This window comes from Yeosuana marina (genome assembly GCF_011762485.1).
Classification (GTDB): Bacteria; Bacteroidota; Bacteroidia; order Flavobacteriales; family Flavobacteriaceae; genus Yeosuana; species Yeosuana marina.
Genome location: NZ_JAAKGI010000001.1, coordinates 362,452 through 379,561, shown reverse-complemented (window position 1 = coordinate 379,561; position 17,110 = coordinate 362,452). Strand labels below are relative to the sequence as shown.

At 33.6% G+C, this 17,110-nt stretch carries 13 protein-coding genes and 1 pseudogene; 6 read left to right on the top strand and 8 right to left on the bottom strand.

Annotation, left to right across the window (positions count from 1 at the left end):
* Positions 1-155: 155 nt before the first annotated feature.
* The 4 genes from G5V56_RS01645 (at position 156) to G5V56_RS01630 (ending at position 3,414) form a co-directional block, all read left to right on the top strand.
* A complete protein-coding gene (locus G5V56_RS01645) occupies positions 156-830 on the top strand; it encodes an SCO family protein (RefSeq protein ID WP_166960309.1) in 675 nt (224 codons plus the stop codon).
* 72 nt (positions 831-902) lie between these two features.
* The gene (locus G5V56_RS01640; RefSeq protein WP_166960305.1) at positions 903-1,139 is read left to right on the top strand and encodes a FeoA family protein; all 237 of its coding nucleotides are present in this window, start codon (positions 903-905) and stop codon (positions 1,137-1,139) included.
* Positions 1,132-3,231, top strand: a complete 2,100-nt coding sequence (gene feoB, locus G5V56_RS01635; RefSeq protein WP_166960298.1) for a ferrous iron transport protein B — start codon at positions 1,132-1,134, stop codon at positions 3,229-3,231. The genes G5V56_RS01640 and feoB (G5V56_RS01635) overlap by 8 nt, the downstream gene beginning before the upstream one ends.
* 48 nt (positions 3,232-3,279) lie before the next feature.
* Positions 3,280-3,414 (top strand): FeoB-associated Cys-rich membrane protein, encoded by a 135-nt coding sequence (locus G5V56_RS01630; protein ID WP_166960294.1) that lies wholly within the window; start codon positions 3,280-3,282, stop codon positions 3,412-3,414.
* An 11-nt stretch (positions 3,415-3,425) separates the two neighbouring features.
* Here the strand turns inward: G5V56_RS01630 and feoB (G5V56_RS01625) are convergent.
* The 3 genes and pseudogenes from feoB (G5V56_RS01625) to G5V56_RS01610 all read right to left on the bottom strand — a co-directional run bounded on the left by feoB (G5V56_RS01625) (position 3,426) and on the right by G5V56_RS01610 (position 7,300).
* Positions 3,426-5,607: pseudogene (feoB, locus tag G5V56_RS01625) on the bottom strand (ferrous iron transport protein B).
* A gap of 15 nt (positions 5,608-5,622) precedes the next feature.
* Positions 5,623-6,645 carry a metal-dependent transcriptional regulator gene (locus tag G5V56_RS01615; protein ID WP_166960277.1) on the bottom strand — a complete coding sequence of 341 codons (1,023 nt, stop codon included), beginning with the start codon at positions 6,643-6,645 and terminating at the stop codon, positions 5,623-5,625.
* Between the two features lies 1 nt (position 6,646).
* Positions 6,647-7,300: a metal-dependent transcriptional regulator gene (locus tag G5V56_RS01610; RefSeq protein ID WP_166960270.1), complete on the bottom strand. Its 654-nt coding sequence runs from the start codon at positions 7,298-7,300 to the stop codon at positions 6,647-6,649.
* A gap of 124 nt (positions 7,301-7,424) precedes the next feature.
* Here G5V56_RS01610 and G5V56_RS01605 point away from each other — a divergent pair, with 124 nt between their 5' ends.
* Positions 7,425-7,784 carry a YraN family protein gene (locus G5V56_RS01605; RefSeq protein WP_166960267.1) on the top strand — a complete coding sequence of 120 codons (360 nt, stop codon included), beginning with the start codon at positions 7,425-7,427 and terminating at the stop codon, positions 7,782-7,784.
* Here the strand turns inward: G5V56_RS01605 and G5V56_RS01600 are convergent.
* Positions 7,781-9,106 carry a TlpA family protein disulfide reductase gene (locus tag G5V56_RS01600; RefSeq protein ID WP_166960264.1) on the bottom strand — a complete coding sequence of 442 codons (1,326 nt, stop codon included), beginning with the start codon at positions 9,104-9,106 and terminating at the stop codon, positions 7,781-7,783. The genes G5V56_RS01605 and G5V56_RS01600 overlap by 4 nt on opposite strands.
* A gap of 30 nt (positions 9,107-9,136) precedes the next feature.
* Entirely contained in the window at positions 9,137-12,508 is a 3,372-nt protein-coding gene (gene mfd, locus G5V56_RS01595; RefSeq protein ID WP_166960261.1) for a transcription-repair coupling factor, read from the bottom strand.
* Between the two features lie 268 nt (positions 12,509-12,776).
* Here mfd and G5V56_RS01590 point away from each other — a divergent pair, with 268 nt between their 5' ends.
* Positions 12,777-13,208 (top strand): tellurite resistance TerB family protein, encoded by a 432-nt coding sequence (locus G5V56_RS01590; protein WP_166960258.1) that lies wholly within the window; start codon positions 12,777-12,779, stop codon positions 13,206-13,208.
* 49 nt (positions 13,209-13,257) lie between these two features.
* Here the strand turns inward: G5V56_RS01590 and G5V56_RS01585 are convergent, their stop codons facing one another.
* The 3 genes from G5V56_RS01585 to G5V56_RS01575 form a co-directional block, all read right to left on the bottom strand.
* A complete protein-coding gene (locus tag G5V56_RS01585) occupies positions 13,258-15,381 on the bottom strand; it encodes a Tex family protein (RefSeq protein WP_166960255.1) in 2,124 nt (707 codons plus the stop codon).
* A gap of 249 nt (positions 15,382-15,630) precedes the next feature.
* Complete coding sequence (locus G5V56_RS01580) at positions 15,631-16,155, bottom strand: ferritin (RefSeq protein WP_166960252.1); 525 nt, start codon at positions 16,153-16,155, stop codon at positions 15,631-15,633.
* A gap of 245 nt (positions 16,156-16,400) precedes the next feature.
* Positions 16,401-17,105 (bottom strand): OmpA family protein, encoded by a 705-nt coding sequence (locus tag G5V56_RS01575; protein WP_166960249.1) that lies wholly within the window; start codon positions 17,103-17,105, stop codon positions 16,401-16,403.
* Between the last annotated feature and the right edge of the window lie 5 nt (positions 17,106-17,110).

Sequence of the window (17,110 nt, the reverse complement as noted above, 5' to 3'; positions counted from 1 at the left end):
ATTTTTTAATCGCACAAAAGTACGCTTTTAAACCAACTTTAAAAAACCAATTCAATTTCGTAATTCCTTTTAACAATAATTTAAATATGCATAACATTTAATGTGTACAAATTTCATTGTATTTTTGCTATAATTTGAATCCTATTTTTTAACACATGCTGTCATTTTTTAAAGAGTACAAGAAGTTTGCCATTGTTTTTCTAATTATTTCAATAATTATCGTCTCTATTATTTATAACAAACTAAATGTGTACCAACCGCTTCCTGTATATCAACCTGCTATGGTAAGTACAGATTTGGTTGATAGCACCATTCAATATCAAAAAAAGTATCATAAAATAGCCGACTTTAACCTTACAAATCAAAATGGAAAAACCATCACCCAAAATGATTATAAAGATAAAATTTATGTAGCCGATTTCTTTTTCACCACATGTCAAACTATTTGCCCTATTATGACAAATCATATGGCTACTATTCAAGATAGGATTAAGAATGATGATGATGTCATGTTACTGTCTTTTTCTGTAACTCCAGAAATAGACAGTGTGGCACAACTAAAAAAATATGCTATTGAGAAGGGTGTAGATGATAGCAAATGGAATTTAGTAACGGGAGATAAGAAACAAATTTATGATTTAGCACGAAAAAGTTATTTAGCAGTTAAAACTACTGGCGATGGTGGTCCGTTTGATATGATTCATACCGAAAATTTTATGCTAATAGATAAAAAGCGTCAAATTAGAGGGTTTTATGATGGTACCAATCCTGAAGATATTGACCGTTTAATGGATGATATAAAAATTCTAAAACAAGAATACGTCCAATAGTTTTTTGTTAACTATTTTTTTAGCCTGAAATTTTACATTACTTTTGCTTCTTTAAAATCAATCTAAATAAGCTTGGAAGACAATTTAGCAAATTTAAAACGCGGAGAACGCTGTGTCATTACAGACGTATCGTCTATTCATATTCCATTAAAACTCCTAGAAATGGGTTGTTTACCTGGAAACTATGTAGAACTTGTTCAAGTTGCTCCTTTTCAAGATCCCATGTACTTAAACATAAACGGAACACATTTAGCTATTAGAAAGGAGACCGCTATTCATATTTTAATTAAAAAAATAGCGTATGAGTAAGCAAATAAATGTTGCTTTAATAGGAAATCCTAATACCGGAAAAACATCGGTTTTTAACGCTCTAACAGGTTTAAACCAAAAGGTTGGTAACTACCCAGGCATAACGGTTGAAAAAAAAGAAGGTATTTGCAAATTACCTCGTGGCGTTAAAGCACACATTATTGACTTACCTGGAACGTATAGTTTAAATGCTTCTTCGCTTGATGAAAATGTGGTTATTGAATTGCTTTTAAATAAAAATGATAAGGATTTTCCTGATGTTGCCGTAGTTGTAAGCGATGTTGAAAATTTAAAACGAAACCTATTACTTTACACACAAATTAAAGATCTAGAAATACCTACCATTTTGGTTATTAACATGGCTGATAGAATGGATTACAAAGGAATTTCTCTTGATTTAAACTATCTTGAAGAACGCCTTAAAACTAAAATTGCTTTAGTAAGCACAAGAAAAAAACAAGGTATTGATAGGCTTAAAAGTTTAATTACCAACTATAAAGAACTCTCAATAAATCATTGCATAGACCTTTCTGAAATTGATAAAAATTATTTTGAAAATTTAAAAACAGCTTTCCCAAACCAACTTCTTTATAAACTTTGGCTTGTTATTACTCAAGATGTAAACTTTGGAAAAGCAGATAGAAACGAAATTGATGCGGTTACTAATTTTAAAACTAAAAGTAAAGCAGATTTAAAACGCTTACAACAGAAAGAAACGATAAAACGCTACCAATTTATAAATGATGTTCTTAAAAAAGGGCAGACTATTGATATTGCCAGTGCCAAAGATTTAAGAATGCAGTTTGATAGAATTATCACTCATAAAATATGGGGCTATCTCATATTTTTTGTGATTTTACTAACCATTTTTCAAGCCATTTACGATTGGTCTAGTGTGCCCATGGATTTTATTGATAAGACGTTCGCCGTCTTAAGTGAATGGACAAAAACCCAATTGCCAAAAGGAGCTTTTACTAATTTGCTTGCCGAAGGTGTTATTCCAGGCCTTGGAGGTATAATTATTTTTATACCTCAAATAGCATTCTTATTTTTATTTATTTCAGTGTTAGAAGAAAGTGGCTATATGAGTCGCGTGGTATTTTTAATGGACAGAATTATGCGTCGTTTTGGCTTAAGCGGAAAAAGTATTGTCCCGCTTATTTCGGGTACCGCTTGTGCTATTCCAGCTATTATGGCCACCAGAAATATTGAAAGTTGGAAAGAACGTCTCATAACCATTTTAGTAACGCCTTTTATTACCTGTTCGGCACGGCTTCCTGTATATTTAATCATCATTTCTTTAGTCATCCCTGAAGGACGAATTTTTGGTCTTGGTTATCAGGCACTAACCCTTATGTTTTTATACCTTATTGGCTTTCTAGCAGCAATCATATCAGCCTATATTTTAAACAGAGTGCTAAAAATAAAAAGTAAAACATTTTTTGTTGTTGAAATGCCCAATTATAAATTACCTCTAATAAAAAATGTAGCCATTACGGTTTTAGAAAAAACAAAAGCATTTGTGTTCGGTGCCGGTAAAATTATTTTAGCTATCTCAATAGTCCTATGGTTTTTAGCCTCTTATGGCCCAGGCGAAAACTTTAATGATGCAGAAACCATCACTAAAAAAGAATATGCTAATCAAAATTTAAGTGCTGAAGAATTGCATCAAAAAATAGCTTCTCATAAACTTGAGCACTCCTATATTGGTTTAACAGGACGTGCTATTGAACCTGCAATACGTCCCTTAGGATACGATTGGAAAATAGGAATTGCTATTGTAAGTAGTTTTGCGGCTCGTGAGGTGTTTGTTGGTACACTTGCTACTATTTATAGTGTTGGTAGTGACCAGGAAGAAACGATTAAAAATAGAATGGCTGGTGAAATAAACCCCATTCTTGGAGGACCTCTATTTAATTTTGCCTCTGGAATTTCGCTTTTATTGTTTTATGCATTTGCCATGCAATGCATGAGTACCCTAGCGGTTGTTAAAAAAGAAACCAATAGCTGGAAATGGCCTGCGCTTCAATTAATTATTATGAGTGGCTTTGCCTATATTGTCGCCCTTATTGCATTTCAAGTCTTGAAATAAACCTATTATTTTTGTAAAATAACGCTCATAAAAACGACTCATATAATTATGAATCCATTTATCCAAAATATATTAGCAATTACAGCTCTAGTTTTAGCTATAGGATTTTTAATTACAAAATTTTTCTTGAAAAAAAAGAACTCTAAAAAGGCTTGTGGCGATGATGATTGCGGTTGCCATTAAACCTTCTTTTTTTAAAATATAAGTCTCCAAATTTGAGCTACTAAAAACGTAACCACAAACCCTAAAATCACTGGCATTATAGAAGCAAAAACTGTCCATTTTAAGCTTTTTGTTTCCTTATAAATGGTGTAAATGGTGGTACTACATGGATTGTGTAATAAACTAAATAACATCAAATTAATGGCTGTTAACAACGTCCAACCACCTGCTCTTAATAAATCTCCAGTAGCATTCATAGAGTCTAATTCAAACATGACACCTGCTCCAGCACCGCCTGAAGTTCCTGTAACCAACACCGTCAGCATTAAAATAGTGGGAATCACTATTTCGTTAGCAGGAATGGCCACAATATAAGCTAGCAATATAACACCATTTAGTCCTAAAAGAAATCCAAAACCATCCATAGAATCTATAGCCCAAGCCGCAATAGTTTCATTACCAATATAAATATTAGAGATTAACCAAATAACTGCCCCAGCAGGCGCTGCAAATACTACAGCGCGCCATAATACAATTAAGGTTCTATCAATTAACGACGTGTAAATAGTTTTCCAAAAACGTGGTGGTCTGTAAGGTGGTAATTCTAAGTTAAACGTCGAGACTTCTCCTTTTAAAACCGTTTTTGACAATGCCCATGATACAGTAAACATAAATGCCATCCCTAAAACAGCTATTCCAATAACAGCTAATAACGATGCTACACTCGACAACGACTCAGGAACAATAGCTCCTATAAAAATAGTTGCAATTAATATTTGTGTGGGCCACCGTCCGTTACAAAGCGAAAAATTATTAGTAATAATCGCTATTAAACGTTCTCTGGGACTATCAATAATTCGTGTTGCAACCACCCCTGCAGCATTGCACCCAAACCCCATACTCATAGTTAATGCTTGTTTTCCATGTGCTCCTGATTTTTTAAATAACGCATCTAAATTAAAAGCAACACGAGGCAAATACCCAAAATCTTCAAGCAATGTAAACATGGGGAAAAAGATAGCCATTGGAGGCAACATCACCGCCACAACCCATGCCACCGCTAAATAAACACCATCAATTAAAAACCCAGACAGCCACCATGGCATATTGATACTAGCGGCTCCATTTTTTAATGCTGGATGAATGGTATCTAACAATACATTTGCTAGTAATGATGATGGATAATTTGCTCCAACAATGGTAATCCATAATACAACTCCTAAAACTAAAAACATAATAGGAAACCCAAATGCTTTACTCGTTACAATCTTATCTATTTTAGCATCTAATCGAAATCGTTTGTTAGACGTATCAGATTGCACGGTGTCTTTTACAATTTCTGAAGCATCTGCATAAATACTTTCTGTTAGATTATCGTGAAAGTCATCACCAATTTGCCAACGCAATTCGTTAGATAATTCAATAATAGAATCGATATTTTTTTTGTTCATTTGAAAAAATTTAAACGAGTTCTCCTGACTTTAACGCATTAATTATTTGAGTATCGCCTTCAAGTAACCTAAAGGCAATCCATCGGCTATTAGGAATACCGGGAAACTCTTTTTCAATCTCTGTTGTTAATTTTTTTACTGCTCTATCTATGTTATCAGGAACACTTTTTATGCGATGTGGTTTACATACAATGGTCCCATTTGCAATATCACTAATCGTTTGAATAAGTTCTGGAATTCCTTTATTAAATCGAGCACTCGTTGGAACCACTGGTATTCCTAAATCGCGAGCCAATGTTCGTTCGTCAATAGAAATATGATTGCGTTTAGCTTCGTCCATTAAATTTAAACACAATACTGCTTTATCGGTAATTTCTAAAATTTGAAGAACTAAATTTAAATTGCGCTCTAACCTATTCGCATCAGCAACAATAACCGTGACATTAGGTTTTCCAAACAAAATAAAATCTCTAGCAGCCTCTTCATCTTCAGACGTTGAAAGCAATGAATACGTTCCTGGCAAATCTACCAATTTGAACTTTTGTGTATTGTATTCAAAACCACCCTCAGCTCTGGTCACTGTTTTACCGGGCCAATTTCCTGTGTGCTGTCGCAGCCCAGTTAAGGCATTAAAAACCGTGCTTTTTCCTGTGTTAGGATTTCCAGCTAAAGCCACTACAAAATCAAAATCATCTGTATGGATTCCTAATTTTTTTAACCCTTCTGCGTTAAAATGAGCGCAAGTTTCACAAGCACTTTTTATTTTTGTTTCCATAATTTAGTCTCTTTTAATAAGGATTTTTGCCGCTTGATCTTTTCGTAATGCAATCGACGTTCCTTTAATTAAATATGCGTGTGGTTCTCCCAACGGATTCATTAGATCGATGCTAATATTCGCTCCTTTTACAAAGCCTAAATCTAACAAGCGTCTTCTGCTTTCTCCTCTACTTTCTTTTGATATCCCAATAATTTTTGCAGTTTCATGTTCATCTAAACTTGATAATCTTGCAATATTATCTTCAACAACAACTTCATTTTCAATAGGTGCCACCGTTAAATTAGCCGCTACAATAGGTGCTAATTTAAATTCTTCGCCTTCTGATAAAAACACAATACGCGTCGCGTTATTTTCAACCACTCTAACAAGGGATCCTATATGAATTTTTTCAGCAATAATTTGTTTGTAAATAACCTCGGGCTCATCTTCTATATGCGTTATTCTTCCTATAGAATTTACAGGTAATAAGGGTAATTCTACTCCATTTACTTGAGCTACTTTACCTGTTTTAGTTGGAATAGGGTCTCCATGTGGATCAAATTTAGGATTACCCAAACGAACTGACAACTGCTCTGCTTCATCATGAGTTAGGACATGTTCCATCGACTCTGCTCGATCGTGCCATTCTGATCTACTAAACCCTGTTTTATCTGCCAAATAACGCTCCCATAATCGATGAACCCGTACAATCCGAAGGGCATATTCTCTTCCGGTATCTGTTAATTTTAAGATATCAGATTCAAAATATATCAAATCATTAATCGTCATTTTTTTTATGGCATCTACAACCCTGGTATGATTAAAACCCAAGACCTGAACCAAGGTTTTCATATCTACTTTATTACCTGAATTTTCAAAATGGTATAACTGTTTTAAGATGTCTTCAATAATGGTTTTCTCATTACTTCCAAAATTCTTTTTCAGAATCCAAAACCAACCTTTTATTGGTCTAAACAAAACAAAAAGCAATACTGCAATAACAAAAAACAGAATTAATGCCGATATGGGATTGTATGTAGTCATCTTACACGCTTAAATATAAATTTTGTGCTACTTCTTTTGAAATGATCATCTTTTTAGTGGTTGTTTCTATCGTTAAAGAATTATCAAAAGGCTCAAAATCTAATACTTTAATAGTATCTCCAAGAGCCAAATTGTTTTTATTTAAATATCTTAAAAACACATCTGAGGAATCTTTTACAAATGACAAAGTGCCTTCTTTTCCTGTATCTATTTCTAAAATATTAATGCTTTTTATAGGTGAATAATTTCCATCCTTGTCTGGAATGGGATCGCCGTGTGGATCATGTGTTGGATACTCTAAAAAAGCATCTAGTTTATTAACTAATTGCAATGATTTAACATGCTCTAACTGTTCGGCTATATCATGAACTTCATCCCAAGAAAAGTTAAGTTTATTTACTAAAAACACTTCCCAAAGACGATGCTTTCTAATAACTAATGCAGCAGCTAACCTACCTTCTTCGGTCAAACTAACACCTTGATATTTAATATAATTGGCTAAATTTTTGGTAGCTAATTTTTTAATCATATCGGTTACTGAGGATGCTTTAGATTCAATATGCTCAGCAATGGCGTTTGTGCTAACCGCTTCCTTACCTTGCTTACCTAAATGATAAATGGCCTTTAAATAATTCTCTTCAGATAATGTAACCATATTATAGAAATATGGTTCAAATGTACATATATTTACTTACATATAAAAATATTTTTAGACAAGACTAAAAATTACTTGAAATTTGAATATTGTTTTTATGTATCTTTAGTTTTGATAAATTAAAATGGCACAACACAACGAACTTGGTAAAAAAGGCGAACAACTAGCCGTTAATTTTCTGATTGAAAAGGGCTATGATATTGTGGAGCGCAATTATCGTTTTGATAAGGCTGAAGTAGATATCATCGCCCAAAAAGAAAATGTTCTTGCCATTATTGAAGTAAAAGCTCGATCGACTTCCGACTTTGGAAATCCGCAGGATTTTGTTAAACCCAAACAAATTCAGCGTTTAGTAAAAGCTGTTAATGAATATGTTATTGTTAACGAATTAGATATTGAAGTTCGCTTTGATATTATTGGTATTGTTAAACAAGGAAAGCAATTTAAAATTGAACATTTAGAAAATGCATTTTATCACTTTTAAAGATGCTTTTTATCAAAAAACGATTTCAAATCTTCAACCGTGTCTGGTTTAGCAATAATACGTTTATCTTTATCTAAAACAAAATAAGTAGGCGTTGCGGTAACGTTATAATCATCTCCTATTTTATTATCCCATTTACCTAAACCTAGGACATGAATAAAGTCTGGAAAATCCGTAATTTTTTTAGACCAATTTTTATCATCGTCTTCTAAACCAACAGCTACCACTTGAACATCTCCTTTGGGTAATGTTTCTATGTACGATTCAAGAATTGGAATCTCATGTAAGCAATGTGAGCACTCACTACTCCAAAAAACAACAACATAATAGTCTGACCCGTTTAAACTACTAAGCCTTTTCCCATTATCAGTGCCATCTAAACTAAAATCGGGTGCTTTACTTTGTAGTGATGTTTTTTTAAATTGCAACAAGCCATTTACAAGAACTTGATCATTTAATGATTTTGCAATATCTAATAAATAGGCATCAGAAATATAGTTGGCAACACTTTCTTCCTCCAAGTCTAGCATTTTTTCCCATAACTGCAATAATAAGCTACTTTTAATAATTATTGGAGCGTCTTTCATGGCTAGATAAAAAGCATCAATATTCTTTTTATACGAATCTAATTTATCATCCCCACTAGTCGTCATTCCAAGCACATAGTTATACATACGATCCGACAAAAAACTCGAACTTTGAAGTGTTTTATTATTAAAATCTACATTATCAAAAAAATGATTTTCTAAATTACCTATATACGTTTTTATATCTTCAAACTGATTTGGAATATAAGGCCTATTAGCTTTTATAAACTCAAGTGCGATAGCTCCTTTAGCGGCGTCTTCAAAGTTTTTCTGAGTCTCGCGTTGGGTTTTGAAGATATTCATTAAAGCAGAAGTATCCGTACTTTGTTGTCTGTAAAAATTGCCTATACTTTGGCTAATCTTAGTCATGCTACTTGAATAATTCGACATTAATTTATTTTCAGTAGATTGTTGATAGCTTATTCCTTTTTCTGAATCGAAAGTCAGTTCAATATCTTCTTTACCATTATAAATAACATCAAAACTGTACTCGTCTTTAGGAATGGCATATACAATTTTATACATGCCTGGCGCAACCGTAGAATCCAGTTGTAATTCAAAACTTCCATCCTTTTTTACCTCAGAACTTGTAACATATTCAGTTGAAACAGGCAATATTTTGTATAATAGTGCATGCTTATAATCTTCTGCATTGGTAAATGTTCCTTTAATGGTATGTTGTGCAAAAAACACGCTAGGTAATAAAAAAACCGAAACTATAATTTGTTTTAACATGCTATAAATTTATTTAAATATCCGCAATAATCAAGCCACAATAGGTTGTAATTTTGTTAAAGCTTGCCGAACTGATTTAACTGATTCAAACGTAAGTAATAACCGTAAACCATTGCGCGTTTGAGTTTCTTTCATTTTACAACTGTTAGGATTTGCTTGTACAAACTGCAGCACTTTTGTAAAGGCTTTACTTTGATAAAAACTACTTTGTTGATCATTAATAAAATAGCCGACTAGTTTACCATGCTTCATAATCAATTTTTCGAAACCAATTTTACTAGCAATCCATTTAATTCTTACACTATCTAATAAATCTATCACAGGAACTGGCAGCTCTCCAAAACGATCTATAAGTTGTGCCTCGAAAGTTTTAAGTCCTTCTTCATCTTTAATCGTGTTCAACTGTGAATACAGGCTCAAACGTTCTGAAATATTATTGATGTAATCATCTGGGAATAGCAATTCAAAATCGGAATCTATCGTAATATCTTTCACGTATTCTTTTTCAACAGAATCGTCTTGATATAAATCTTTAAACTCATTTTCTTTTAATTCTTCAATCGCTTCATTTAATATTTTCTGATAGGTATCAAAACCTATTTCATTGATGAATCCGCTTTGTTCACCTCCCAATAAATCGCCAGCACCACGAATCTCTAAATCTTTCATAGCGATATTAAAACCACTGCCTAGTTCAGTAAACTGCTCTAAGGCAGTAATACGTTTTCTGGCGTCATCAGTCATTGCTGAATATTCGGGTGTAATAAAATAGCAGAATGCTTTTTTATTACTTCTACCCACACGACCTCGCATTTGATGTAAATCGCTCAATCCAAAATTATTGGCATTATTAATAAAAATAGTATTGGCGTTAGGTACATCCAATCCGCTTTCTACAATGGTGGTACTTACCAAAACATCAAAAGCACCATCCATAAAGGCTAACATCAATTGTTCTAATTTTTTGCCATCTAATTGGCCATGACCAATACCTATTTTAGCATCGGGCACCAAACGCTGAATCATGCCTGCAACTTCCTTAATATTTTCAATACGGTTGTGAATAAAGAAAATTTGTCCGCCGCGCTCAATCTCATAGCTTATGGCATCACGAATGGTTTCTTCGTTAAATCGAATCACATGACTTTCGATAGGATATCTGTTTGGTGGAGGTGTAGTGATAACTGATAAATCGCGCGCAGCCATTAAACTAAACTGCAGTGTTCTTGGGATTGGTGTTGCGGTTAAGGTCAACACATCAACATTGTCTTTTAAAGTCTTTAGTTTTTCTTTTACGGCGACGCCAAATTTCTGTTCTTCATCTACAATAAGAAGTCCCAAATCTTTAAACTTTACATTTTTATTAACCAATTGATGTGTCCCAATAATAATATCAACCTTTCCGTTTTCAAGGTTTTCTAGAGTTTCTCTTTTCTCTTTTGCGGTTCTAAACCGGTTTAAATAATCGACAGTTACAGGAAAATCTTTTAAGCGTTCTGAAAATGTGCGTGAATGCTGATAGGCTAAAATAGTGGTAGGCACCAACACGGCCACTTGTTTTCCGTTATCAACGGCTTTAAAAGCGGCTCGAATAGCGACTTCGGTTTTCCCGAAACCAACGTCACCACACACAAGACGATCCATAGGGCGCTCGCTTTCCATATCGGCCTTAATATCGGCAGTTGCTGTGCTTTGATCTGGGGTGTCTTCGTAAATAAAAGAAGCCTCTAATTCGTGTTGCATATAACTATCTGGATTGTACTGATAGCCTTTTTCGGTTTTACGCTTTGCGTACAACTTAATTAAGTTAAATGCCACATGTTTTACGCGCGCTTTTGTTTTGGCTTTTAAGGTTTTCCAAGCGGTACTTCCAAGTTTATATATTTTTGGTGGCTTGCCATCTTTACCATTAAATTTAGTGATTTTATGTAGTGAATGGATGCTTAAATACAGCACATCGCGCTCGCCATAAACCAACTTAATGGCTTCTTGCTTTTTGCCTTCGACATCTATTTTTTGTAGCCCACCAAAACGACCAACACCATGATCTATATGCGTCACGTAATCACCAATATCTAAATTAGTCAGCTCTTTTAAGGTGATGGCTTGTTTTTTAGCATAACCGTTTTTAACATGAAATTTATGATAGCGCTCAAAGATTTGATGATCGGTATAACAAACCACCTTATTTTCGTTATCCACAAAGCCTTGATGCAAGGACAATACAATAGTTTTATAGGGTTTTACTTCGAGATGTGAATCGTCAAAAATGTCATGAAATCGTTTCGCTTGTTGCTCACTTACACAAGCGATATAATTGGTAAATCCATTATCGTAATTGGAATTTAAATTTTCAATAAGTAAGTTAAATTGTTTATTGAAGGTTGGTTGCGGAACAGTATTGAAACTAATTTCGTTTAGAGTTTGATTCGTTTCGCTCGCAATGACGGTTTTTTGAAGCGTAGAAACACTTCCAAATTCAACTAAATTAAAATCTGATAATTGCTTTTTAAGAAGCAAAGAATTACAAAATAATTCACTAGGTTCTGCATGCTTTATATCTGTCGATAATCTTTTAAAAGCCTCTTCTGCTTTTGAATAAAAATCATCTATTCTCGAAAAGAACAAGTCGGCATTTTTAAAAAACACGACTGTCTTTTGCTTGCTATATTTTAAAAAACTCTCTCTCTGCTCATCTAAAAATTTATTTTCTACATTGGGAATGATACTAATCTTTTTTATTTGCTCAAGAGATAATTGGGTCTCAACGTCAAAAGTACGTATACTATCGACTTCATCGCCAAAAAATTCAATGCGATACGGTTCGTCGTTCGAAAAAGAAAAGACATCAACAATACCACCACGCACAGAAAATTCACCTGGTTCTGTAACAAAATCCACGCGTTTAAACTGATACTCAAAAAGTACTTCGTTTACAAAATCAATGGAGAGATTGTCACCAATAGCAATTTTTAAAGTATTACGTTCCAGTTCCTTTCTGGTAACCACTTTTTCAAAAAGTGCATCGGGATAGGTCACAATAATCGCCGGTTTTTTACGCGAATTTATCCTATTTAAAACTTCAGCTCTTAATAACACATTAGCATTATCAGTTTCTTCAATTTGGTAGGGCCTACGGTAACTTCCGGGGTAAAAAAACACATCTTTATCGTCGCACAATTGCTCTAAATCATTCAAATAAAAAGCCGCTTCTTCTTTATCATTAAAAATTAGTAAAAACGGCTTTTCTACTTGTTTAAAAACATTTGAAATAATAAAGGAAAGCGATGAGCCAACTAACCCTTTAAGGTGGGTATTACCTTGATTTTTGGCAATAGCCATTTGAAGATTTTGCGATTGCAAAACCCGTGAATACGTTTGTAACAAAACTGTTTTACTCAACTAAATACGTTTGTTGCGATTAGTATTACCTGTTTTTTAAAGTAATAGTGCGGCAAATATAGTTTAAGAATTACTAAAAATGAATTTAGATTTGTTATTTTTATATAATAGATTGTTTCAATTATTGAGTACTTTTTTTAGTTAGAACAACTTATAAAACCTAACAGGTAAACAAAAAATTTTGTTTGCAAACTAAAATAACAAACATATTTTTTTGTTAAAAAAACGAAAAAAATATGTAGGTTTGCAGCATTAAAAATAAAAGTAGATGTCAATTTCAGATTTATTTGATAGCGGGTTTAAAAAGCGAAATGAAGATCATTTTGCCGCTATTGTTCGTGTAGCTATGGCCGATGGGATTATTACACCAGAAGAAAAAGCCTTTTTAGATAGATTAGCTAAAAATTTAGATATTGATGAAGGTGACTATAAAGACATTCTAAAAAATTACCAATCGCATCCTATTAATCCACCCGTGTCTTACGACCAGCGTTTAGAACGTTTATACGACTTGGTACGTATGGTGCATGTAGATCAAATACATGGTGAAAATGAGCTTAAACTCTTAAATAAAATAGGAGTCGGACTAGGATTTCACGCTGTAAACGTAAGATATATTGTTGATAAGGCATTAACGGTTGTTGCAAGTGGTGCAACTTTAGAGACGTTTATTTACGAAATAAGACATATGAATCAATAAATTTAGTATTGTTTTCATAAAAAAAGCGAACCCATGGGTTCGCTTTTTTTTATCTATGTAATTTTAATTGAATACGCTTTCGTGGAATATCAACCTCCAATACTTTTACAATTATTTGTTGATGCAAACTTACATGTTCATTCACATCTTTTACAAAAGCATCGGCTAAATTTGAAACGTGAATGAGTCCGCTTTCTTTAATGCCGATATCAACAAAACATCCAAAATTGGTAATATTATTCACAATGCCAGGAAGCAACTGCCCTTCTCGTAAATCATTAATCGTTTTGATGTTTTGATTAAACGTAAATACTTTAGCTTGTTCTCGAATATCCAAACCCGGTTTTGCAAGTTCTTTAATAATGTCTTCAAGCGTAAGCAAACCGACAGCATCTGAAACATAATTTTTCAAAGGAATCATTTTAAGTAGTTCTTTGTTCTCTATTAAATCTTGAACCGATTTACCTAAATCCTTTGCCATTTTTTCAACAATATCATAACTTTCGGGGTGTACAGCCGAATTATCTAACGGGTTTTTTGCTTCCTTAATTCGTAAGAACGCAGCGCCTTGCTCAAAAGCTTTATCACCTAATCGTGGCACTTTTTTAATGTCTTTTCTCGAGGTAAATGCGCCATATTCATTTCGGTATTCAAAAATATTTTCTGCTAACTTGGGTCCAATACCAGATACATAGCTCAACAGCGGTTTACTGGCTGTATTGATGTTTACACCAACAGCATTTACACAATTTTCAACAACCATATCTAAGGATTTTTGAAGTTTGGTTTGATCGACATCGTGCTGATATTGCCCAACACCAATGGATTTTGCATCAATCTTTACTAATTCTGCCAACGGATCTTGCAAACGTCTTCCAATAGACACAGATCCTCGCACGGTAACATCATAATTTGGAAATTCTTCTCTGGCTATTTTTGATGCCGAATAAATACTCGCACCGGCTTCACTCACCGCAAACACCTGAACATCATTTTTAAAATGAACTTTCCGTATTAAAGCTTCTGTTTCTCGCGATGCCGTTCCGTTTCCTATGGCAATGGCTTCAATTTTATAAGCATCGGCCAAGGAGCTTATTTTTTTCATAGCGCCAATAGCGTCGCTCTTTGGTGGATGCGGATAAATGGTTTCGTTATATTTTAATTGCCCTTGAGCATCTAAACAAACCACTTTACAGCCCGTTCTGAATCCTGGGTCGATAGCCAAAACCCGTTTTTCACCAATTGGCGAACCTAACAATAATTGTTTTAAGTTTTTTGCAAAAACAGTAATAGCAGATTCGTCGGCCTTTTCTTTAGCATTTTGAAGCGCCTCGTTTGATAATGCTGGAAACACCAAACGCTTATAAGCATCTTGAATAGCTAATTGAATCTGTTCTGAACATGCATTATTAGAACGAATAATTCTATCTTCAATGTTAGAAAGCGCTTTCTCGTCATCAATTTCGATTTTAACTTTAATGAACCCTTCTTTTTCAGCTCTTAAAATGGCTAATAATCTGTGTGATGGAATACGACTTAACGACTCAGACCAATCAAAATAATCTCGAAATTTTTGAGCATTTTCATCGTCTGATTTCGCTTTTACTACTTTCGTGGAAATCATGGCAAAACGTTCTAACTGACGACGAATGTTGTTTCTAACATCGGTGCGTTCATTCACCCATTCAGAAATAATATGGCGGGCTCCTTCTAAAGCTTCTTCAACCGAATTTACCTCGCCTTTCACATATTTTAATGCAATCGATTCAACATCATTGGCATTCTGACTCATGATGATTTTTGCCAAAGGCTCTAGTCCGTTTTTTCTAGCAGTTTCGGCTTTTGTTTTTCGGCTTTTTTTATAGGGTAAATATAAATCTTCAAGTGTTGTAATATCTTGAGCAGATTCAATTTTTTGTTTTAATTCAGGCGTTAAAACATCTTGTTCTTCCAAAGCTTTTAAAATGGTTGTTTTACGCTTTTCTAAGGCTTCAAATTGTTCTTTAAATTTTACAATATCACCTATTTGAACCTCATCTAAATTACCAGTGCGCTCTTTTCGGTAACGCGAAATAAACGGAATCGTACAATCACTGTTTAATAACTCAACAGTATTTTTGATAGAAGGTTCTGGAAGCTGCGTTTGGCTGGCAATAAATTGTATAAGTTGCATGACTTAAAAAATTAAATGAGCCGCAAGTTAGAAAAGTATCTCACTTTTTGGCTCATTTTTTTAAATTCTTAGGCTACTTTTTTTATCAAATCGAAACAAGGGCACTTCGAGCACCGGTGCCCTTTCTTCTTTTTGTATTTATTACAGCACTCTTTCTTGGTTTTATTAGAAGAAATAACACCAAGTTCTTTTAATTTTTTAATCGCTTTTTTGTCCTTTTTTTTGCCCAAAACCTGAGTATATTAAACTTTAAACAGCGCCTCCTTGAGGAGATGCGGCACTTACAACGCTTAGTTGTTGAATGTCTCTATCAAATAAATATAACCCGCCTTTATCGTCTCCAATCATATTAATCTTATCTAAAATAGTACGTGCTACGGCTTCTTCTTCAATCTGTTCAGAAACGTACCATTGTAAAAAGTTATGTGTGGCGTAATCTTTTTCTTTTAGTGTAATATCGACCAATTCATTAATACTTGTAGATACAAAAATTTCATGTTTCAAAAGAAGTTCAAACATGCTTTTAATGGTTTCAAATTCTATTTCGGGTTCATCAAGTTGCGAAATTTTGGCATGTCCGCCACGTTCATTCACAAACTTAATTAGTTTAAGCATGTGGTCTCGTTCTTCCTGAGACTGGGTGTACATAAAAGTAGCAATTCCCTCAAGTCCTTTAACCTCTGCCCAACAGGCCATGGCTAAATAAATTTGAGACGATTCTGCTTCTATTCTAATTTGTTTATTTAGTGCTTCTTGGATAATGTTTGATACCATTTGTTTTATTTTTTTGTTAAGATTTCTAACTTATATTCTTTAACGTTGCTAAAAGTAATATCTAGTTTTTGTTTATAACATGATATAAATCAGATTATTGTTTTTTGATGAGTATTCATAAACGTTAATCTCTTCTCTCTTCTTTAACGATACTATTAATTAATTTATCTTGAAATTATTGTAAAAAAAATCTCGATTTCAAGATAACATTGAAATCGAGATTTATCCAAGTATAACATTATCTTTTAATTGCCTGCTTGTGCTTTAGCGTCTTGCACCATTTTTTCATTTGGTAAAATAGCAATATTTACACGTCTGTTTTTAGCGCGTCCTTCTGCTGTATTATTATCATAAAGTGGTTGTGTTTCACCAAACCAGTTGGTTGTAAGTCTTCCACTCGATATACCGTTTTGTGATAAATAATTCGTTACGGCATAGGCTCTATTTTTAGACAGTGTCATGTTATAATCTTCAGATCCTTGACTATCTGTATGGCCAACAACCAAAATATTAGTATCTGGATATTCTTTAAAAACACCAATTAATTTATTTAATGTTGCTTTTGATGCACTATTGATATTATATTTATTTGTATCGAAATACACACCGCTAGTTTCATCAAAAGTTACCACAATACCATTATCTACACGTTCTACTTGAGCACCTGGAATTTCTTCTTCTATTTGTTGCGCTTGTTTGTCCATTTTGTTTCCAATAAGAACACCGGCACCTCCACCAACAACACCACCAATAACAGCTCCTAATTCACCATTACCACCTTTACCAACATTATTACCAATAATAGCTCCTAAAATAGCACCACCTGTCGCGCCAATAACAGCTCCTTTTTGTTTGTTATTCGCATTTTGAATAGCACTACAGTTTGTTAAACTTATTATTAAAACGAGTGTAAAAAGCGTTATTCCAATTTTATTTATAAATCTTTTCATTTCTT